The organism is Hylemonella sp. GW821-FHT12C09 (assembly GCF_058807395.1).
Genome location: NZ_JBXAQQ010000001.1, coordinates 56538 through 77367, shown reverse-complemented (window position 1 = coordinate 77367; position 20830 = coordinate 56538). Strand labels below are relative to the sequence as shown.

18 protein-coding genes are annotated in these 20830 nt (G+C 66.9%); 8 read left to right on the top strand and 10 right to left on the bottom strand.

Going from position 1 to position 20830, the window contains the following annotated elements:
* Positions 1-20: 20 nt before the first annotated feature.
* The gene (locus tag AC1RRP_RS00385; RefSeq protein ID WP_493032139.1) at positions 21-476 is read right to left on the bottom strand and encodes a RidA family protein; all 456 of its coding nucleotides are present in this window, start codon (positions 474-476) and stop codon (positions 21-23) included.
* An 84-nt stretch (positions 477-560) separates the two neighbouring features.
* On the opposite strand from AC1RRP_RS00385, the gene AC1RRP_RS00380 reads away from it, so the two are divergent.
* On the top strand, positions 561-2579 hold the full coding sequence (locus AC1RRP_RS00380; RefSeq protein ID WP_493032137.1) for a transglutaminase TgpA family protein: 2019 nt from the start codon (positions 561-563) through the stop codon (positions 2577-2579).
* Positions 2576-3766 (top strand): lytic murein transglycosylase B, encoded by a 1191-nt coding sequence (gene mltB, locus AC1RRP_RS00375; RefSeq protein WP_493032118.1) that lies wholly within the window; start codon positions 2576-2578, stop codon positions 3764-3766. Before AC1RRP_RS00380 ends, mltB begins: the two co-directional genes overlap by 4 nt.
* On the opposite strand, the gene AC1RRP_RS00370 is transcribed toward mltB, so the two are convergent.
* The 4 genes from AC1RRP_RS00370 to AC1RRP_RS00355 form a co-directional block, all read right to left on the bottom strand.
* Positions 3685-4560, bottom strand: a complete 876-nt coding sequence (locus tag AC1RRP_RS00370) for an HDOD domain-containing protein (protein ID WP_493032117.1) — start codon at positions 4558-4560, stop codon at positions 3685-3687. The two genes, mltB and AC1RRP_RS00370, sit on opposite strands and share 82 nt — an antisense overlap.
* 75 nt (positions 4561-4635) lie before the next feature.
* Positions 4636-7080 carry a DNA internalization-related competence protein ComEC/Rec2 gene (locus tag AC1RRP_RS00365; RefSeq protein ID WP_493032116.1) on the bottom strand — a complete coding sequence of 815 codons (2445 nt, stop codon included), beginning with the start codon at positions 7078-7080 and terminating at the stop codon, positions 4636-4638.
* A 115-nt stretch (positions 7081-7195) separates the two neighbouring features.
* Positions 7196-8248: a DUF58 domain-containing protein gene (locus tag AC1RRP_RS00360; RefSeq protein WP_493032115.1), complete on the bottom strand. Its 1053-nt coding sequence runs from the start codon at positions 8246-8248 to the stop codon at positions 7196-7198.
* Positions 8249-8252: 4 nt separating this feature from the next.
* A complete protein-coding gene (locus tag AC1RRP_RS00355; RefSeq protein WP_493032114.1) occupies positions 8253-9173 on the bottom strand; it encodes an AAA family ATPase in 921 nt (306 codons plus the stop codon).
* 30 nt (positions 9174-9203) lie between these two features.
* Here AC1RRP_RS00355 and AC1RRP_RS00350 point away from each other — a divergent pair, with 30 nt between their 5' ends.
* The gene (locus tag AC1RRP_RS00350; protein WP_493032113.1) at positions 9204-10157 is read left to right on the top strand and encodes a histone deacetylase family protein; all 954 of its coding nucleotides are present in this window, start codon (positions 9204-9206) and stop codon (positions 10155-10157) included.
* 40 nt (positions 10158-10197) lie between these two features.
* Here the strand turns inward: AC1RRP_RS00350 and AC1RRP_RS00345 are convergent, their stop codons facing one another.
* Positions 10198-10683, bottom strand: coding sequence for a DsrE family protein (locus AC1RRP_RS00345; protein WP_493032112.1), 486 nt, complete (start codon positions 10681-10683; stop codon positions 10198-10200).
* An 84-nt stretch (positions 10684-10767) separates the two neighbouring features.
* Here AC1RRP_RS00345 and AC1RRP_RS00340 point away from each other — a divergent pair, with 84 nt between their 5' ends.
* The 5 genes from AC1RRP_RS00340 to AC1RRP_RS00320 all read left to right on the top strand — a co-directional run bounded on the left by AC1RRP_RS00340 (position 10768) and on the right by AC1RRP_RS00320 (position 16771).
* On the top strand, positions 10768-12003 hold the full coding sequence (locus tag AC1RRP_RS00340) for a mechanosensitive ion channel family protein (RefSeq protein ID WP_493032111.1): 1236 nt from the start codon (positions 10768-10770) through the stop codon (positions 12001-12003).
* A gap of 157 nt (positions 12004-12160) precedes the next feature.
* Positions 12161-12910 (top strand): electron transfer flavoprotein subunit beta/FixA family protein, encoded by a 750-nt coding sequence (locus AC1RRP_RS00335; RefSeq protein ID WP_493032110.1) that lies wholly within the window; start codon positions 12161-12163, stop codon positions 12908-12910.
* A 9-nt stretch (positions 12911-12919) separates the two neighbouring features.
* Positions 12920-13852, top strand: a complete 933-nt coding sequence (locus tag AC1RRP_RS00330) for an electron transfer flavoprotein subunit alpha/FixB family protein (RefSeq protein ID WP_493032109.1) — start codon at positions 12920-12922, stop codon at positions 13850-13852.
* A gap of 69 nt (positions 13853-13921) precedes the next feature.
* Positions 13922-15706, top strand: coding sequence for an acyl-CoA dehydrogenase (locus tag AC1RRP_RS00325; RefSeq protein ID WP_493032108.1), 1785 nt, complete (start codon positions 13922-13924; stop codon positions 15704-15706).
* A gap of 96 nt (positions 15707-15802) precedes the next feature.
* Positions 15803-16771, top strand: a complete 969-nt coding sequence (locus AC1RRP_RS00320) for an NAD(P)H-dependent flavin oxidoreductase (protein WP_493032107.1) — start codon at positions 15803-15805, stop codon at positions 16769-16771.
* A gap of 15 nt (positions 16772-16786) precedes the next feature.
* On the opposite strand, the gene AC1RRP_RS00315 is transcribed toward AC1RRP_RS00320, so the two are convergent.
* The 4 genes from AC1RRP_RS00315 to dnaJ all read right to left on the bottom strand — a co-directional run bounded on the left by AC1RRP_RS00315 (position 16787) and on the right by dnaJ (position 20759).
* On the bottom strand, positions 16787-17392 hold the full coding sequence (locus AC1RRP_RS00315) for a GGDEF domain-containing protein (RefSeq protein WP_493032106.1): 606 nt from the start codon (positions 17390-17392) through the stop codon (positions 16787-16789).
* Between the two features lie 51 nt (positions 17393-17443).
* Positions 17444-18094: a phosphoethanolamine transferase domain-containing protein gene (locus AC1RRP_RS00310; protein ID WP_493032105.1), complete on the bottom strand. Its 651-nt coding sequence runs from the start codon at positions 18092-18094 to the stop codon at positions 17444-17446.
* Positions 18095-18157: 63 nt separating this feature from the next.
* Entirely contained in the window at positions 18158-19522 is a 1365-nt protein-coding gene (locus tag AC1RRP_RS00305) for an MBL fold metallo-hydrolase (protein WP_493032104.1), read from the bottom strand.
* Positions 19523-19622: 100 nt separating this feature from the next.
* Positions 19623-20759: a molecular chaperone DnaJ gene (dnaJ, locus tag AC1RRP_RS00300; protein WP_493032103.1), complete on the bottom strand. Its 1137-nt coding sequence runs from the start codon at positions 20757-20759 to the stop codon at positions 19623-19625.
* Between the last annotated feature and the right edge of the window lie 71 nt (positions 20760-20830).

The window sequence follows — 20830 nt, the reverse complement described above, 5'->3', positions numbered from 1 at the left end:
GCTGCAGGCCCCTGGCGTTTTCACTCGACCTCGGCGATCAGTTCGATCTCCACACAGGCGCCCAGCGGAATCTGCGCCACGCCAAAGGCGCTGCGTGCGTGTGCGCCCTTGTCGCCGAAGACCTGGCCCAGCAGCTCGCTGGCGCCATTGGTAACCAGGTGCTGCTCGGTGTAGTCCGGCGTGGAGTTGACCAGGGACATGAGCTTGACGATGCGCTTGACGCGGTTGAGGTCGCCGACGGCGGCCTGCAGCGTGCCCATGAGGTCAATGGCCACGGCGCGCGCGGCGGCCTTGCCTTCCTCGGTGCTCATGGTCTTGCCGAACTGGCCGACCCAGGGCTTGCCCTCCTTCTTGGCGATATGGCCGCTCAGGAAGACCAGCTTGCCGGTCTGCACATAGGGAACATAGGCGGCGGCCGGCGTGGCCACCGGGGGCAGCGTGATGCCGAGCTGCTTGAGTTGGTCGTTGATGCTCATGGGGACTCCAGGGGGATGAAAGCAAAGCGCGTCATTGTCGGTTATTGTTGCTGCCGGGTCTGCCCTCCCACATGAATTGCACGCATGACGAACCCGTTTGCCAACCTCCCGCGCGACAGCCGCGACACCCTGTTCCTGCTGGCCGTGATCGCCTGGGTCCTGTTGCCGCATGCCGGTCACCTGCCCTGGTGGTGCAGTGCCATGGCTGCGGGCATGCTGCTCTGGCGTGGCTGGCTGGCCTTCACGCTGCGTCCGCTGCCAGGCCGCTGGTGGCTGCTGGCGGCCCTGGTGCTGACGGTGGGCGCGACCTGGGTCACCCACCGCACGCTGCTGGGGCGCGACGCCGGCGTGACGCTGATCGTGGTGCTGCTGGCCCTCAAGACCCTGGAGCTGCGCGCGCGGCGCGACGCCTTCGTGGTCTTTTTCCTCGGCTTCTTCACGATGCTGACGAATTTCTTCTACTCGCAGTCCCTGCCCACGGCCGCCGCCATGCTGCTCGGGCTGATGGGCCTGCTGACCGCGCTGGTCAACAGCCACATGCCGGCGGGCCGGCCGTCGCTGTGGCAGTCGGCAAGCATGGCCACACGCATGACCTTGCTGGGCGCTCCGATCATGGTGCTGCTGTTCCTGCTGTTTCCCCGCCTGTCCCCGCTGTGGGGTACGCCGGGTGACGCCCTGAGCGGACGCAGCGGCCTGTCGCAGCGCATGCAGGTGGGCAACATTGCCAGTCTGGCGCTGGACGACAGCGTGGCCCTGCGCCTGCGCTTCGAGGACGGCACCCCGCAGCCGCTGCAGGGCACGCTGTATTTCCGCGGACCGGTGCTGTCCACCTTCGATGGGCGCGAATGGCTGCCCCTGCAGGCCACTTTCCCGCTGTCCATGCAGCCCCGTGCCGATCTGCAGGTGAACGGGGCACCGCTGCGCTACGAGGTCACGCTGGAGCCGCACAACCGTCCCTGGCTGCTCACGCTGGAGGCGACCGCCGTTGCGCCCGAGCTGCCGGGTGATCTGGTGGCGCGCATGAGCGAGGACTTGCAGTGGCGCGCCAGCGGGCCCGTCAACGACCTGCTGCGCTACCGGGCGCAGAGCCATACCGACTTCCGCCACGGCCCGCAGCGCATGCTGGCCAGCCTGCAGGACTACACCTCCTTGCCGCGCGGTTTCAATCCGCGCACCCTGCAGTGGGCGATGGAGCTCAGCCGTGAAACCGGCAACGATCCGGTGGCGCTGATCAACCGGGTCCTGAACCATCTGCGCACGGGAGGCTACACCTACACGCTGGAGCCCGGCGAATACGGCCAGCACACCGCCGACGAGTTCTGGTTCGACCGGAAACTGGGTTTCTGCGAGCACCTGGCCTCGGCCTTTGTCGTGGTGATGCGCGCGGCCGGCATCCCGGCGCGCATCGTCACCGGCTACCAGGGTGGCCAGCGCAACACGGTCGACAACTTCTGGGTGGTACGCCAGAGCGACGCCCACGCCTGGACCGAAGTCTGGCTCGCCGGCCAGGGCTGGCTGCGGGTGGACCCGACCGCGGCGGTCTTGCCCGGGCGCATCGGTTCCTTGCAGCGCCTGGTGGCGCCACGCGGGGCCGTCGCCACGGCCATGGGCAACGTCATCAGCCCGACCTTCGTACAGAATGTGCGGGCCGTGTGGGAGGCCGTCAACAATGCCTGGAACCAGCGGGTGCTGAACTACACGCAGAGCCGCCAGCTCAACCTGCTGCGCGCGCTGGGTTTCGAGACGCCGAGCTGGGAAGACCTGGGCCTGTTGCTGCTGGGCGCCCTGGTCACGGCCAGCCTGGGCGGTGCGCTGTGGACGCGCTGGGAGCGCCGGCGCCAGGACCCCTGGCTGCGTCTGCTCGAGCGTGTGCGCAGCCGCTTGCAGCGCGAGGGCCAGCCCCTGGGTGCGGCGGTGACACCACGCGAGATGGCTGCGCGGCTGGCGCAAATGCATGATCCCAAGGACAATCGGGTGCAGGCCATCCAGGCCTGGCTGCAACGCTACGAACAGCTGCGTTATGCGCCGCGCCGCGGACGCGGCAGCAGCAGCGACCTGGCGGCCCTGCGACGCGAACTGAAAGAACTGAGCTGGCCCACGTGAGCAAACGACAACCGACCTTCCTGCTGCTGACGGCCTTGCTGTTTCTGCTGTCCTGCCTGCTGCCGACGCAGGCCGCCACAGCCAAGAAACCCCGTCTCAAGCGCGTGCAGGACACGGTCCTTACCCTGATCGAAGGCAGCGGCCCGCCTTATGCCGGCCGTCCGGAGGCCATGGCGCTGGCCGACGAGATCGCCGAGCGCCATGGCCTGGACCGCAAGTGGGTGCGCCGCACCCTGGGCAAGGCCCGCCAGGTGCCCCAGGTGGTCAAGCTCGTGGTCCCGCCACCGGTGACAACGCCACGCAACTGGCAGCAGTACCGCAGCCGCTTCCTGGAGACGGAGCGCGTCCAGGCGGGCGTGGCCTTCTGGCAGGCCAACCGTGAACTGCTGGAGCGTGCCAGCAGCACCTACGGTGTGCCCGCCGAGATCATCATCGGCATCATCGGCGTGGAGACCTACTACGGCCGCCATATGGGCCGCTATCGCGTGCTGGACGCCCTGGCCACACTGGCTTTCGACTTCCCGCAGGAGCATCCCCGTGCGGCGCAGCGCACGGCCTTCTTTCGTGCCGAGCTTGGCGAGTTCTTGAAGCTGCGCCAGCAGGCCGGCGCCGACCCCTTCAAGGCGCGCGGAAGTTATGCGGGCGCCATGGGCATTCCGCAGTTCATGCCGTCCAGCTGGGCACGCCACGCCGTGGACTTCGACGGCGATGGCCGTGTGGACCTGGTCGACAGCACGGCCGATGCCATCGGTTCGGTCGCCAGCTATTTCAAGGCGCATCACTGGCGGCCCGGCATGCCCACCCACTATCCGGTGGAGTTCGACTACGAGCGCCTGGACATGCCGACCCTGCTGGCACCCGACATCAAGCCGACCTTCCCGGTAGAACAGTTCACGGCCAATGGCATCCTGCTGGGCGCTGCCGGCCGCGGGCATGCCGGCCCCCTGGCCCTGGTGGAACTGCAGAATGGCGACTATTCACCCAGCTACGTGGCCGGCACGGACAACTTCTACGTCGTCACCCGCTACAACTGGAGCAGTTATTACGCGCTGGCCGTGATCGAACTCGGGCAGGCGGTGGCGGCAGCGTTGCCGGCCCAGGACCTTCAGGCCAGCACCACGCCTTCGAACACCGGGTGCAGGGTATCGACCCAGAGGTCCACTTCGGACGCGCCGATCTGCAGATAGTTCAGGCAGGCCGGACCAAAGCGTTCCCATTCGGTCTGCGTCTGCACCCCTTCGTAATCGGCCACCAGGTGCTCGGCCACGGCGGTCAGCGCCACCAGGTTGCGTACCCCGGCCGGGATCGAACTGACGCGCAGCACGGTGAAGTCATGGTGCAGGCGGATGGCAAAGGCGATCACCGGCGGCAGAAACCAGGTGCGTGACACGATGGCGCCGACCACCGCGTGGTCGGTCCGGTGCACGGCGTTCTCGGTTTCAGTGAAGCTGCGGTCCTGCCGGGCCATGGCCTCGGCCAGCGTGCCGGCATAGCCGCGCACGCCCTGCAGCATGATGGGAATGCCCACGTGCATGAAAAGGCCGCAGGTCTGTGCCACCTCGGCATCCACGCCATAGAGCTGGCGGGCGATATAGGCCATGGCCAGCGAGCGCCGCGTCGAGGTCTCCCAGAAGTGTTCCACCAGCGGCGAATTGATACGGATCGCGCTGCGCGCCAGGAAGCCGGTCAGGATGGCCGCGGCCTGGCCCATGCCCAGCATGGTCACGGCTTCGGCCACGGTGCTGGCGGGGCGTGCGCGGGAATACAGCGGGCTGTTGGCTACGCGCATCAGTGCTGCGGCCATGGCCACGTCGCTGCCGGCAATGCGCGTGATCTCGGCCGGATCAGGGTCGCTCTGGCGCATCTCCAGCTGCAGGGCCGTGAGCAGTTCGGGACAGGGCGGGATGACGATGTCGCGCACCGGCCCTTCCGATCTGGCCTGATCGAGTTCCCTGTCGATGTCTGTCACTTGCATGCCCATGGCCTGGCTCCTGTCGGGGCCATTATCCGCACAAAACACCTGCCGGCCTTGTCCTGCCGCAAGTCCCGGCTCCTTCTAGGGCGTCGCCACGTGGCGGTGCTGCCAATAGCGTGCCTGCACCTGGCGCTCGCAGCGCGTCTGCCGGGGCTGGGCCGACTGCCAGCTGGCCGCACCGCAGTGGGCCGAGGTGAGCACCTGCACGTTGCGTTCCTCATAGCGCTTCAGTACCTCCGGTGCAGGATGGCCGAAACGGTTGCGGTAACCTGCCTGCACCAGGGCGGTGTGCGGCGCCACGGCGTCCAGGAAAGCGGCCGTGCTGGAGGTCTTGCTGCCGTGATGCGGCACCAGCAGCCAGTCGGCGCGCAAGGCCGCGTTCTCAAGCACCAGCCGGGCCTCCTGGGCCTTCTCGATATCGCCAGCCAGCAGCGCCGTCTGCGCGCCATTGCTGATGCGCAGCACACAGGACAGGGCATTGCTGCGGCGTGCCTTGCCGTAGTCTTCGGCCGACGGGTGCAGCAGCTCGAAGTGCACGCCATCCCAGTCCCAGGCCTGGCCGGCCATGCAGCGGCTGCTGCGACGCAGGGCCAGCAGCTCGTGGGCGTCTTCCAGGGAGCTGAGCAGTTCGGCGTCCGGCTGTGTCGCCAGCACGGCCGCAGCGCCGCCGGTGTGGTCGCTGTCGCGGTGGCTCAGCACCAGGCGGTCCAGCCGCACATCCAGGGCCCGCAACAACGGCACCAGCACACGCTGGCCGGCGTCGCTCTCGTTGGCATGGCGCGGTCCGGCGTCGTAGAGCAGGGCGTGCGTGGCGGTGCGCACCAGCACGGCATTGCCCTGGCCGATATCCGCTGCCAGCAGTTCGAACTGGCCTGGTACGGGGCGAATCGGCTGCCACAGCAGTACGGGCAGCAGCAGCGGCAGGCCGGCCAGACGCATGGCCCAGGGCAGACGCAGCACCAGCAGCAGACCGCCCAGCACACCGGCGATACCGGCCCAGAGCGGTGCCTGTGCCACCGAGAGCGTGGCCAGGGGCCAGGCGGCCATGAAGTGCAGCACGGCGGCCAGCCACTGCACGGTCTGCGCGGCAAGGTCCCACAGTGGAGACCAGAGCATGCCCAGCAGCGCCAGCGGCGTCACCACCAGCGTGACCCAGGGGATGGCCGCCAGGTTGGCCAGCAGACCGACCAGAGAGACCTGGCCGAACAGCAGCAAGGTCAGCGGTGCCAGGGCCAGCGTGATCAGCCACTGCTCGTGCAGCAAGCCCGCAACCTTCTGTTTCCAGGTTTGCGGTGTCTCCTGCGGCTGGCCCGCACCGGCGAACAGAACGCCCACCGCCACAAAGCTGAGCCAGAAGCCCGCCTGCAGCAGCGCCCAGGGATCGGCCAGCAGCACCACGGCCGCGGTCAGCAGCCAGAGCGGCGGCCAGGGCCAGCGCCGTGCCGACAGGCGCAGCAGGGTCACCGTGGCCAGCATGAGCACCGTGCGTTGTGCCGGTACGCCCCAGCCGCTGAACAGGGCGTAGCTGGCTGCCAGCAGCAGACCGCCTATCAGGCCCGCATGCTGGGCCGGATACGCCAGGCACAGGCGCGGCGAGCTGCGCCAGAGCGCGCGCAGCAGCAGCGCGGCCAGCCAGGCGAAGAGCGTGATGTGCAGGCCGGAGATGCTCATGAGATGGGCCACGCCGGTGGCGCGGAAGATATCCCAGTCACTGCGGGTGATGGCCTGCTGGTCGCCCGTCACCAGCGCGGCCACGATGCCCATGGCCCTGGCCTGTGCCTCCTCGCCCGGGGTCCCGGTGACAACGGGTACACGTTGCTGGATGGTGTCGCGGACCTGCTGGCGCGCCCATTCCACCGGGTGCTGCCAGCTCTGTCCCAGCGGCTGCGGCTGCGGGTCGCGCCTGCCGGTGCGCACATACCCCGTGGCCTGCAGGTCCCGCTCCCAGAGCCAGAGCTCGAAGTCGAAACCGTGCGGGTTGCGTGTCCCATGCGGTGCGCGCAGCCGCACGGTGAACAACCAGCGCTCTCCTGCCTGCAAGGGAGGTGCCACTTGCAGGGGTTCCAGCAGCGCGCCATCTTCATTGCGGATGCCGCCGTACCAGCTCAGGTAGAGCTGCGGTGGCACCCGCACGGCCTGCCCGTTCCGCGTTGCGCTTTCCACCGTGAAACGAAAGCGTGTGCTGTTCTCGCCGAACTGCGGCATGGCGTTGATGCGGCCGGTGATGCTGATGTCTTTGCCCTCCAGCGCCGGGTCCAGGGCCTGCTGCTGGAAGAGCGTGGCACGCAGGCCGGTGCTGGCATGGGCCAGCAGGGCTGCCGCGATGAAGCTGCCGAGCAGCTTGACCACCATGTGATGCCATCTGCCGATGGCGAGCACCAGTGCAAGCGCGGCGGCACACAGCAGGCCATAGTGGGCGGCGGGCCAGAGATCGCCTTGCTGCAATTGCAGGGCCAGGCCGGTGATCCAGCCGAGGAGGGCGGGCGTCAGGAGTCTGGCTTGGCTCTGGGTAGGGCTTTGCGGCATGGCTCCATGTTAATGGGCAGCCTTGCTGCTTTTGACGCTGCGTCGCAGCGTGCGTGTCTTGTCGGGCGCATATCCCGACAAGACACGCAAACCAAACAAGACCGGTAAAAGAAAGTCAGTACAAAGCCAACGCTTCCAGACACCGCCGCTGGTGCATCTCCCCCTGCTCCGGCGGCAACTCCAGCCCGGGCAGACGCAAGCCGTAATCCAGCTCCTGCGCCTGCGCCGACAAGACCCAGGCGCACAACCTTGACAGGCGTTGCTCCAGCGAGGCGCCATGGGTTTCGGCCAGGTCCAGCCAGAGCTGGAAGTGCTGGGCCTGCAGGCTGTCGCGGCTGACCAGTTCATCGGTCTTGGCGGCTTTTTTCCAGACGACGCTCTTGAGCGGGTCACCGCGGCGGTAGGGGCGCACGCCGTCGAACTCGCTGCTGGCCACGTGGCGTGCGGCGCTGCCGCCTTGGCTGTGGGCCTGGCCCTCAGGCAGTGCGGGGGGCGAGGCTTCGGCCTGGGGATAGATCAGCACGCTGGCGGCCGGACGCCAGAGGGTCCAGACACGGAAGATGCCCAGGGGGAAACGGGTTTCGGCCGTGAGCATGGGGACTTCGTGCCGGCCGCGCGACAGGCCGGGCCATACCAGTTCGGTGTCGGTGCTGCCCCCTCCCGGTACGTCGCACCAGACCCAGGGAGCCTGCGCATCCTCGCCGTAGACGCGCAGGCCGATGCCGTAGCGCGGTGCGCTGCGAGCGTTGTGCAGGCTGATGCGCAGTTTGCTGGGCGTGTCGGCGTGGTGGGCGTCGACCGGATGCAGCACCAGGGTGAGGCCGCGCAGCGTGCCATGCGAGATGTAGGTACTGACGACGGCGCTGCCGCCCAGCAGAAAGGTCAGCAGGTAACCCAGGTTGAGCTGGTAGTTGATGGACGCCACCAGCAACACCAGCAGGGTGCCGGCCAGCATGAAACCGGCGCGCGTGGGCAAGATGTAGACGTTGTGCTGCGTCAGCGTGAGCGTATCGCTGCGCGGCAGACGCGCCTGCCACCAGCGACGAAATCTTGCACGCACCATGGTCGCCGGGTTCCATGCGCGGGCCACCGTGGAACCGGCTTCGCCGGGCCACTGGTGGCGCCCCCTCGAGGGGGAGGCGCCGGAGGCGCTTCGGGGGGGAGTCATAAGTTCAGGGCAGGGGCACGGCTTCCAGCATCGCGCGTACCTGCTCCAGCGGGCCGCGGCCGGCGCTGGCCACGGGCACCAGGCGGTGGGCCGTGGTCTGCGGCAGGATGGCCTGCAGGTCGTCCGGGGCCACGTAGTCGCGCCCGTTCAGCAAGGCCTGGGCCTTGGCGGCGCGCAGCACGGCCAGGCCGGCGCGCGGCGAGAGACCCTGCACGAACCAGCGGCCATTGCGGGTGGCGGCGATCAGGTCCTGCAGGTAGTCCAGCAGGGGTGGGGCAGCATGCACGGCCTGCACCTGCTGCTGCAGGGCCTTGAGCTCTTCAGAACTCAGCAGGCCGGGCAGGCGGTCCACCATCTCGCGCCGGTCGCTGCCGGCCAGCAAGGCACGCTCAGAAGCGCGGTCCGGGTAACCCAGCGAGATGCGCATGAGGAAGCGGTCCAGTTGCGACTCGGGCAGGGGGTGCGTGCCCAGCTGTTCCTGCGGGTTCTGCGTGGCGATGACAAAAAATGGCACGGGCAGGGGGCGGGTCTCGCCCTCGATGCTGACCTGCTTTTCCTCCATGGCTTCGAGCAGGGCACTCTGCGCCTTGGGGCTGGCGCGGTTGATCTCGTCGGCCAGCAGCACCTGCGCGAAGATGGGGCCGGGGTGGAAGACGAAGGCGCTCTGGTTGCGGTCGTAGACCGAGACGCCCGAGAGGTCGCTGGGCATCAGGTCGGCGGTGAACTGCACGCGCGAGAACTGCAGCCCGAAGCTGCGCGCCAGCGCATGGGCCAGCGTGGTCTTGCCCACGCCGGGGGCATCCTCGATCAGCAGGTGGCCGCCGGCCAGCAGGCAGGCCACGCCGTCCTGTACCTGGGCTGATTTCCCCACGATCACCGTGTTAAGCTGATCGAGCAATATTTTGAGCTTGGGTTGTGCATCCATGGCTCGACATTAACCCAATCCAGGTGAGACATGAGCAAGACGGGTTACTTCACCCACCGTGATTGCCGCAAGCATGAGATGGGGCCGGGGCACCCCGAATGCCCCGAGCGGCTCGACGCCATCGAGGACCGCCTGCTGATTTCGGGCCTGGACCTGGCGTTGACGCGCCAGGAGGCGCCGCTGGCTTCGGTCGAGGAGATGGAGCTGGCCCACGGTCGCATGCACCTCGCTGCGCTGCGCGGCCTCAGCGCTTCCCTGCAGGAGGAGGTGGAGGCGGGGGGGCCGAGTTACGCCCACGTCGATCCGGACACCGCCATGAACGTGCATTCGTGGAATGCCATCCTGCGCGGCGCCGGGGCCGCGATGGCGGCGACCGATGCGGTGATGGCTGGCGAGCTGGAGAACGCCTTCTGCGCCATCCGTCCGCCCGGTCATCACGCCTGCCGCGACAAGGCCATGGGCTTCTGCTTTGTCAACAACGTGGCGCTGGCGGCCAAGTACGCGGTGGAACGCCATGGTCTCAAGCGCGTGGCCATTGCCGACTTCGATGTGCACCACGGCAACGGCACCGAGGACATCGTGGCCGATGACAAGCGCATCCTGATGGTGAGCATCTACCAGCATCCTTTTTACCCGCACGGCGGCGCACGGCCGGACACCGACACGATGGTCAATGTGCCGGTGCCGGCCTACACCAAGGGCATGGAGGTGCGCGAACTGATCGAGATGCTGTGGATCCCGCGCCTCGAAGCCTTCAAGCCCGAGATGATCTTCATCAGCGCCGGCTTCGACGCGCACCGCGAGGACGAGCTGGGCCAGCTGGGGCTGGTGGAGGCGGATTACGCCTGGATCACGGAACGTCTCAAGGGAGTGGCCCGCCGTTTCAGCAAGGGGCGCATCGTTTCCTGCCTGGAAGGTGGCTACAACCTGAGCGCGCTGGGGCGCAGTGTAGAAGCGCATCTGCGGGCGCTGGCGGACGTATAGAGTTCCCCCAGGCTCCTGCACGCCGTTGCCGGCCACCCGCTTACCAAGCTATGTAGGCGTAGCCCTTTTCCTGCAGCTCCATGATGGCCGCGGCGCCGACTTCCTCGACCTTGGCGAAATCGAGCATGTCGGCCTGCTCCCAGCCCAGGGTGTGCATGGTGTTGCCGCAGGCGATGAACTCGATGCCGTAGGATTCGCTCATGCCGCGCACGCGCTGCTGCAGGGTCCTGGGCACCGGACGCTTGGGTTTTTTCGCCAGCAGGTGGATGCCCGGACCCCAGGCCACCACGACGATGCTGACATCGTCCACGTATTTCTTGAGCATGGCGCCGATCGAGTTGAGGATGGCTTCCTGGTACTCGGGCTCGTGACGGTTGATCTGGTAGACGACCTTGTGTGGCGGCCCATCGGCCGCAGTCGGGGCCTTGGGATTGGCGGCACGGGCCGGCAGCGCGGCACCGGCCGTGGCCGCCGCGGCGACGGCGCCGAGCAGCTGGCGGCGGGCGAGAGGGGTAGGGTTCGACATGATCCAGTGTTTTCCGTGGGGTTCCCCGTAGATTAGCCCATGCCGTGCCGAGTTCCCGGCGCAATTCGGTGAAAATCACTCTCCATGACCGAACTCCAAAATCTCCTGCACGATCTGGGCGGCGCGCGTGTCTGGGTCGAGGTGCTGGTGTTGCTGGCCTGTCTGGCCCTGGCCTATGGCGTGGCACGTTACGCACGACGCGGGCACGGGTCTGACTCCGTCTGGTTCGGTCGCCATGTCTTCGACGGCCTGCTGTTTCCCGTGCTGGCCCTGGTGCTGATCTATGCCGCGCGTCATGGCGTGGCCCAGGTCCAGCCGGTGGCCGTGCTCAAGGTGGCCCTGCCCATCTTCACCTCGCTGGCCGCCATCCGGCTTTTCGTGCGTGTGCTGGGCGCTTCTTTCCCGAAGTCGTCGGCGGTCAAGCTGATCGAAAACCTGGTGTCCTGGCTGGCCTGGGGCGCGGCCGTGCTCTGGATCACGGGCCTGTTGCCGGCCGTGCTGGACGAACTCGATGCCATCCATTTCGCCTTCGGCAAGTCGCGCATCAGTGTGCGCACCCTGCTCGATGGCGTCCTCTCCTCGGGCGTGATGCTCGTGGTGGTGCTGTGGATCTCGGCCACCATCGAAAGGCGCATCCTGCGCGAGAACGTGGGTGACCTGTCCATGCGCAAGGTGGCGGCGAACGCCATCCGCGCTGCCCTGCTGCTGCTGGGGCTGTTGTTCGTGCTCTCGGCCGTGGGGGTGGACCTGACCGCCCTCTCTGTGCTGGGCGGAGCGCTCGGTGTGGGGCTGGGTTTCGGCTTGCAGAAGCTGGCGGCCAACTACGTCAGCGGCTTTGTCATCCTGCTGGAGCGTTCGCTGCGCATCGGCGACGTGGTGCGCGTGGACAACTTCGAAGGCGTGGTCACCGACATCAAGACGCGTTACACCCTGATCCGCGCGCTCAATGGCCGCGAGTCGGTGGTGCCCAATGAGCTGATCATCACCCAGCGCGTCGAAAACCTGTCCACCGCCGACCCCAAGGTGCAGCTGTCGATCAATGTGGCGGTGGGCTACGACAGCGATGTCGAGCGCGTGCGCCAGATCCTGTGTGCGGCGGGCGCTGCCAGTGCGCGTGTCCTGAAGGACCCGGCGCCGGCCGCCTACCTGGCGAACTTCGGTCCCGACGGGCTGGAGTTCGCCCTGTCGGTCTGGATCACCGATCCCGAGAACGGGCAGCTGGCCCTGCGCTCGGAGATCAACCTGGCGATCCTGCAGGGCCTGCGCGAGGCCGGCATCGAGATTCCGTATCCCCAGCGTGTCGTTCACATGAAAGCCTGAAGGGCGCGTCATTTCTCGGCGTATAATAAAAAAGCACGACCGTTCGTTTTTGTGTCGCGCAGGTGCCGGCTCCCCGTAGCCGGTGCGCCTAGAATCCTCTGATTGACGTACACGTCAATCACAACAACCGAATTTGCAACTAGCAGGAGTGCCTCCCATGAAAGTCCTGGTACCCGTCAAGCGCGTGGTGGACTACAACGTCAAAGTCCGCGTCAAGTCGGACAACACCGGTGTGGATATTGCCAACGTCAAGATGAGCATGAACCCCTTCGACGAGATCGCCGTCGAAGAGGCCGTGCGCCTGAAGGAGAAGGGTGTCGTGACCGAGGTCATCGCCGTCTCCTGCGGCGTGGCCCAGTGCCAGGAAACCCTGCGCACCGCCATGGCCATCGGCGCCGACCGCGCCATCCTGGTCGAGACCGCTGAGGAACTGCAGCCGCTGGCCGTGGCCAAGCTGCTCAAGGCCCTGGTCGACAAGGAGCAACCCGGCCTGATCATCCTGGGCAAGCAGGCCATCGACGACGATTGCAACCAGACCGGCCAGATGCTGGCCGCGCTGGCCGACCTGCCGCAAGCCACCTTCGCGTCGAAGGTCGAGGTTGCGGATGGCAAAGCCAAGGTCACGCGCGAGGTGGATGGCGGCCTGGAGACGCTCTCCATCAGCCTGCCGGCCGTCGTCACGACCGACCTGCGCCTGAACGAGCCGCGTTACGTGACGCTGCCCAACATCATGAAGGCCAAGAAAAAGCAGCTCGACACCTTCAAGCCGGAAGACCTGGGCGTGAACGTCGCGCCGCGCATCAAGACCCTCAAGGTCTCGGAGCCCCCGAAGCGCAGCGCCGGTATCAAGGTGCCCGACGTCGCCACGCTGGTGAGCAAGCTGAAAAACGAAGCCAAAGTGATCTGAGGACCTGAAATGACTGCACTCGTTATTGCCGAACACGACAACGCGTCCATCAAGGGCGCTACCCTCAACACTGTCACTGCGGCCAAGGCCTGCGGTGGCGACGTCCACGTGCTGGTGGCTGGTCACAACGCTGCGGCTGCGGCTGCTGCCGCCGCCCAGATTGCCGGCGTGAGCAAGGTGATCCATGCCGACGGTGCCCAGCTGGCGCACGGCCTGGCCGAGAACGTGGCCGCCCAGGTGCTGGCCATCGCCGGCAACTACAGCCACATCCTGTTCCCGGCCACGGCCGCGGGCAAGAACGTGGCCCCGCGTGTGGCCGCCAGGCTGGATGTGGGCCAGATCTCCGACATCACCAAGGTGGACAGCCCTGACACCTTCGAGCGCCCGATCTATGCTGGCAACGCCATCGCCACCGTGCAGAGCATGGACGCCAAGAAGGTCATCACCGTGCGTACCACCGGTTTTGACCCCGCAGCCGCCACCGGTGGCAGTGCTGCGGTGGAAACCGCCGCCGCAGCCGCCGACAGCGGCAAGAGCAGCTTTGTCGGTTCCGAGATCGCCAAGAACGACCGCCCCGAACTGACCGCCGCCAAGATCATCGTCTCCGGCGGACGCGCCCTGGGTTCGAGCGAGAAGTTCAACGAGGTCATGACCCCGCTGGCCGACAAGCTGGGTGCCGCCATCGGTGCCAGCCGCGCCGCGGTGGACGCGGGTTACGCGCCCAACGACCTGCAGGTCGGCCAGACCGGCAAGATCGTGGCGCCCCAGCTCTACATCGCCTGCGGCATCAGCGGCGCCATCCAGCACCTGGCCGGCATGAAGGACAGCAAGGTGATCGTGGCCATCAACAAGGACCCCGAGGCGCCGATCTTCAGCGTGGCCGACTACGGCCTGGAGGCCGACCTGTTCACGGCCGTGCCCGAGCTGGTCAAGGCCCTTTGATCCGCTGAACCAAGGGCGTCACATGGTGACGCCCTTTTTTTTGTACCTGATTCGTCCCCGGAGTCTTCCATGAGCTACACCGCCCCCCTCAAGGACATGCTGTTCAACATCAAGCACCTGGCGCAGATCGACGTGATCGCGCGCCTGCCCGGTTTTGAGGATGCCGGCTACGACACGGCCCAGGCCGTGCTGGAGGAGGCGGCCAAATTCAACGAGCAGGTGGTCGCGCCGCTGAACTGGGATGGCGACAAGAACCCCTCGAGCTGGAAAGACGGCGTGGTCACCACCACCCCGGGTTTCAAGGACGCCTTCCGCCAGTTCGGTGAAGGCGGCTGGCAGGGCCTGCAGCATCCGGCGGACTTCGGCGGCCAGGGCCTGCCCAAGACCATCGGCGCGGCCTGCATCGAGATGGTCAACAGTGCCAACCTGAGCTTCGCCCTGTGCCCGCTGCTGACCGACGGCGCCATCGAGGCCCTGCTGACCGCGGGCAGCGATGAACTCAAGGCCACCTACCTGGAGAAGCTGGTCAGCGGCGAGTGGACCGGTACCATGAACCTGACCGAGCCGCAGGCCGGCTCCGACCTGGCCCTGGTGCGCAGCCGCGCCGAGCCGCAGCCCGACGGCAGCTACAAGGTCTTCGGCACCAAGATCTTCATCACCTACGGCGAGCACGACATGGTGGAGAACATCGTGCACCTGGTGCTGGCGCGCGTGACCGGTGCGCCTGAAGGCATCAAGGGTATCAGCCTGTTTGTCGTGCCCAAGTTCCTCGTGAACAAGGACGGCTCGCTGGGCGCGCGCAACGATGTGCATTGCGTGAGCATCGAGCACAAGCTGGGCATCAAGGCCAGCCCGACGGCGGTTCTGCAATACGGCGACCACGGTGGCGCTGTTGCTTATCTGGTCGGCCAGGAGAACCGCGGCCTTGAGTACATGTTCATCATGATGAACGCGGCACGCTACGCCGTGGGCATGCAAGGCATTGCCGTGGCCGAGCGCGCCTACCAGCAGGCCGTGGCCTACGCACGCGACCGTGTGCAGAGCCGCCCGGTCGACGGTTCGCTCAAGACCAGCGCGCCCATCATCCACCACCCGGACGTGCGCCGCATGCTCATGACCATGCGCGCCTACATCGAGGGTTGCCGTTCGATGGCTTCCGTGGCGGCGGCGGCCTATGATGCCGCGCACCATCATCCGGATGCCGAGGTGCGCAAGCAGAACCAGGCCTTCTACGAATTCATGGTGCCCCTGGTCAAGGGCTACAGCACCGAGATGAGCCTGGAGGTCACCAGCCTGGGCGTGCAGGTGCACGGCGGCATGGGTTTCATCGAGGAAACCGGCGCGGCCCAGCACTACCGCGACGCCAAGATCCTGACCATCTACGAAGGCACCACGGCCATCCAGGCCAACGACCTCGTGGGCCGCAAGACTCTGCGTGACGGCGGCCAGACCGCCAAGGCGATTGCGAAACAGATCGAAAGCACCGAGGCCGAACTCAGGAAGAATGGCAGCGCCGACGCGCTGGCCGTGGCCAAGCGCCTGGGCGCAGCCCGACTCGCCTTCGTCGACGTGGTCGACTTCATGGCCAGCCAGCAGGACCCCAACGCCGTGTACGCCGGCAGCGTGCCCTACCTGATGCTGGCGGGCAACCTGATGGCGGGCTGGCAATTGGCGCGCGCCTTGCTGGTGGCGCAGGCTGAACTGGCCCGCGGCGAAGATGTGGCCTTCATGCAGTCCAAGATCACGGTGGCGCGCTTTTATGCCGAGCACATCCTGAGCAAGGTCCCGGGCGTACGCGACGGCATCGTGGAAGGTGCCGGCAGCGTGACAGCGCTGGCGCTCGAAGCCTTCTGATATCTGCTATTGAATTGATAGCTCTTCGGCTGTCGCGCGATGGACATCGACGGCAGCCGTTTTTCTTGAGAATGTCAGCATTCCCCTGGAGACACGATGTCCAAGCTTCCCGCGACCCTGCAGAACCTGCCCCTGCCCATCATCGGTTCGCCGCTGTTCATCATCAGCAATCCCAAGCTGGTGATCGCCCAGTGCATCGCGGGCGTGGTCGGCTCCATGCCGGCGCTCAACGCACGCCCTGCGGCCCAGCTCGATGAATGGCTGGCCGAGATCACCGAGGCGCTGGCCGCACACAACCGGGCACATCCAGAGCGCCCCGCCGCGCCCTTCGCCATCAACCAGATCGTGCACAAGTCCAATGACCGGCTCGAGCACGACATGGCGCTGTGCGTGAAGTACAAAGTGCCGGTCATCATCACCTCCCTGGGCGCGCGCGAGGAGATCAACCAGGCCGCCCACAGCTATGGCGGCGTCGTGCTGCACGACATCATCAACAACAAGTTCGCGCACAAGGCCATCGAGAAGGGTGCCGACGGCCTGATCGCCGTGGCCGCCGGTGCTGGCGGCCACGCGGGCGTGAAGAGTCCCTTTGCCCTGGTGCAGGAGATCCGCCAGTGGTTCGACGGCCCCTTGGCTCTCAGCGGTTCGATTGCCAATGGTGCGTCCGTGCTGGCGGCGCAGGCCATGGGCGCAGATTTCGCCTACATGGGGACGGCCTTCATCGCCACGCACGAGGCCCGCGCGGTCGATGCCTACAAGCAGGCCATCGTCGAAGGCAGCTCGGACGACATCGTCTACAGCAATCTCTTCACCGGTGTGCACGGCAACTACCTGGCGCCCAGCATCCGCGCCGCGGGCCTGGATCCGGAGAACCTGCCCGAGAGCGACCCGAGCAAGATGAACTTCGGTGGGGACGCCAAGAAGGCGTGGAAGGACATCTGGGGCTCGGGCCAGGGCATCGGCGCCATCACCCAGGTGCAGGGCGCCGGTGAGTTCATCGAGCAGCTGCGTCGCGAATACCGCGCTGCGCGGGAACGCCTGCTGGCGGTTTCGGCCGGGGTCTGAGTCGGGCAGCGACGTTCAGGCGCAGGCCTCGACGCGGTCGCGCCCGGCCTGCTTGGCCTTGTACATGGCCTCGTCGGCGCGGCGCAGGCAGTCCTCGATGGACTGGTCCTGGGCCTTGAGCTGGGTGACACCGGCGCTGAAGCGCAGGTGCAGCATCTGCCCGGCCACGGCGCTGGCCTCCTCGGCAATGGCCAGGCGCAGGCGTTCCGCCATCAGCGCCGCACCGGCCAGGCCGGTGCTGGGCATGAGGATGGCGAATTCCTCACCGCCGATGCGTGCCAGCAGGTCGTTTTCACGCAGCAAGGCGCCGATCTTCTGGTTCAGCAGTTTCAGCACTTCGTCCCCGGTGGCATGACCGTACTGGTCGTTGATGTGCTTGAAATGGTCGACGTCGATCAGCGTGATGGACAGCGGGGTCTGATAACGGCGGCTGCGCATGAATTCCTGTTCGGCGCGCTCGAAGAAATAGCGCAGGTTGGCCGTGCCGGTCAGCGGGTCGTGCCGGGCCAATTGGATCAGTGCGGCTTCGTGGTTTTTCTGGATCGTGATGTCGCGGAAGAACCAGACGCGTCCGAGGTACTCGTCATGCTCGCCGCGCAGGTACGGCGCGCGGACCATCATAGCGAACGCCCGAAAGCTGGCAAGGGTAGCGACCGCGGGCGACCGCTGACTTCAGTGGCGCAGGCTCAGCAGCGTGTTGAACGGGCTGAGCAGTTCGAGCCAGCGCGGCTGGTCCTGCAGCAAGGGCAGCAGCGCCGTTTTGCCCAGAAACCAGACCAATCCCAGCAGGCAGACGAAGATCAGCAACAGCAGCATGTTCTGCGGCAAACGGCTGGCCAGGGCGACGCGGCGCAGGCTGAGCTGCCACATCCACACCGAGGGCACGAGCGCCAGCAGGCCAAAGGCCAGCAGGGGCTGCCACAGGGGCAGGGCACGCAACTGGGCCCAGACGGCCTGTGCCTTGCCGGGCGGCAGGTGGGTGCTCAGGTAGCCGTGACCGGCCCACAGCAGGAGCGAGTTGAGGGCGACCAGCCACAGCAGCAGGGTGATGACGGCTTTCAACAGCCAGGGCCAGTTCAACAGGCTGAGCAGGGCACCGAGTGCGGCGGTCGTCAGCAGACCGAAGCACAGGCCGATCCACAGCAGCGAACCGCCGTCCATGGGCAGGCGGATGAGCTCACGCCAGAAGGGAAGATTGCCAGTGAGGGCCAGCCAGAGGCTGGCCCAGAGCAGGAGCTGCGCCGGATGCCGCGCTTCGCGCTGGTCGGCGGGCGACAGCATCGATTGTGCGAATTCGGTGACGTGGAACAGTCTCAGGCTCATGGCGGGCCATTCTGACCGATTGGCGCCGGGTCGCGTAACAGGGGGTAACCCTGCGTGCTGATCTCAAACCGGCCAGGTGGCGCCATGCTCAGGTACCAGGGCACGCCAGCCCAGACCGTGCTCGATGCGCTGGCGCAGGGTATCGGCGGCGTTGATCTCGCCGTGGACCACGTAGACCTGGCCTGGCGGGGTGGGCAGGGTGCGCAGCCATTCCATGAGCTGGGGGGCGTCGGCATGCGCCGAGGCCGATTGCAACTGCACGACTTCGGCGCCCACGCTGACATCCTTGCCGTGGATGCGTACCGAGGGCGCAGCGCTGGCCAGTGTGGCACCGCGCGTGCCGGGCGACTGGAAGCCGGTCAGCACGATCATGTTGCGGTGGTCCCCGGCGTAGAGGGACAGATGGTGCAGCACACGTCCGCCGGTGGCCATGCCGCTGGCGGCCAGGATGACCATGGGGCCGTGCCGGCGCGCCAGGGCCTTGGATTCGTCGGGGGTGTTGACCATGGTGGCGCAGTGCGTCATGGCCTTGACCGCCCTGGCGTCGAGCCGATGTTCATCGGGGAAGTGCTCGAACAGATGGGTGGTGTGGATGGCCATGGGGCTGTCCAGGAAGACCGGCAGCCTGGACGGGATCTCGCCGCGCGCCTTGAGCACGGTGATGGCGTGCAGGATTTCCTGTGCGCGCCCGACGGCGAAGACCGGGATCACCGCCACCCCGCCGCGCCCGGCCAGCCGGTGCAGGGCCGGGCCGAGTTCGGCCAGCACGTCCTCTTTCGGGTGGGTGCGGTCGCCGTAGGTCGATTCGATCACCACCGTGTCGGCCGCCGGCGCGCGGTCGGGCGGGTTCATGAGGAAGTCGTCGGTGCGCCCCAGGTCGCCCGAGAACAGGATGCGCCGCCCTGCCACTTCCAGCAGCAGGCTGGCTGCGCCCAGGATGTGGCCGGCGCGAAAGAAGGTGGCGCGCCAGCCCTTGATGGGATCGAAACTGTGGCTGAAGTCATGCGGCTTGATCAGCTTGAGGCAGGCCAGCGCGTCCTTGCGTGTGTACAGCGGCAGGGCCGGCGCATGCTTGGAAAAACCGTGGCGGTTGGCGAAGGCAGCGTCTTCTTCCTGGATATGGCCGCTGTCGGGCAACAGCACCGCGCACAGCTCGCGTGTGCCGCGGGTGGCGTGTACATGGCCGCCGTAGCCCTCGCGTGCCAGCAGCGGCAGGTAGCCGCTGTGGTCCAGATGCGCATGCGTGAGGATGACGGCATGGATCTGGCTGGGGGCGACGGGCAACGGGTTCCAGTTGCGCAGGCGCAGCTGCTTGTAGCCCTGGAACAGGCCGCAGTCCACCAGCAGCGTTTCGGCGCCGTGGCGCACCAGGTATTTGGAGCCGGTGACCGTGCTGGCACCGCCAAGGAAGGTGATGGAGACGCTCATGGCCGCATGTTAGTCCCGTGCTGCCCGGCCTTGCGCGATCCAGATCAAAAAAGCCGCGCGAGGACAACCCTTGCGCGGCTTCTGACGGTACAGCCTACGGTCAGCTGAAGAAGCTCTTGAGCCGGTCGGCCCAGCTGCCTTCGCCCGGCGAGTGCTTGGCGCCGCCCTTCTGCAGGGACTGGCCCAGCTCGCGCAGCAGCTTGCGCTGATGCTCGGTGAGCTTGACGGGTGTCTCCACCGTGATGTGGCAATACAGGTCCCCGGGGTAGCTGGCGCGCACGCCCTTGATGCCCTTGCCGCGCAGGCGGAACTGCTTGCCGGTCTGCGTGCCTTCGGGGATGTCGATGGCAGCCTTGCCCTGCAAGGTGGGCACATCGATCTCGCCGCCCAGCGCCGCCGTGACGAAGCTGATGGGCACGGCGCAATGCAGGTCGTCGCCGTCACGCTCGAAGATATCGTGCTTGCGCAGGCGGATCTCGATGTAGAGGTCACCCGGCGGTCCGCCGTTCATGCCCGGCTCACCGTTGCCGGTGCTGCGGATACGCATGCCGTCGTCGATGCCGGCGGGGATCTTCACCTCCAGCGTCTTCTGGCGCTTGATACGGCCCTGGCCCTGGCAGCTGGTGCAGGGTTCGGGGATGATCTTGCCCGTGCCGTGGCAATGCGGGCAGGTCTGCTGCACGCTGAAGAAACCCTGGCGCATCTGCACCGAACCCGAGCCGTGGCAGGTGCTGCAGGGCTTGACCTGGGTGCCGGGTTTGGCGCCCGTGCCGCGGCAGGTGTCGCAGTTGTCCCAGCTGGGGATGCGGATCTGCGCGTCCTTGCCGCGGGCCGCTTCCTCCAGTGTGATTTCCATGGCGTAGCTCAGATCGCTGCCACGGTAGACCTGGCGGCCGCCGGCCCCGCGCCCGCGCTGCTGGCCGAACATGTCGCCAAAGATATCGCCGAAGGCTTCGGCAAAGCCGCCGCCAAAACCTTCGCCGGCACCGCCACGCATATTGGGGTCGACGCCAGCGTGGCCGTACTGGTCGTAGGCCGCGCGCTTCTGCGCATCCGACAGCATCTCGTAGGCCTCCTTGGCCTCCTTGAATTTTTCCTCGGCCGCCTTGGCGCTGTCACCCTGGTTGCGGTCAGGGTGGTGCTTCATCGCGAGCTTGCGATACGCCTTCTTGATCTCCTCCTCGGAGGCGTTCTTGGGCACGCCGAGGATTTCGTAAAAGTCTCTTTTGGTCGCCATAGTCGTTGAGTTCCAGAGCAGTAACGCCGCGTTGACCTTACCGCAGGGTAAGCGTCGAACGCGGCGAGTTG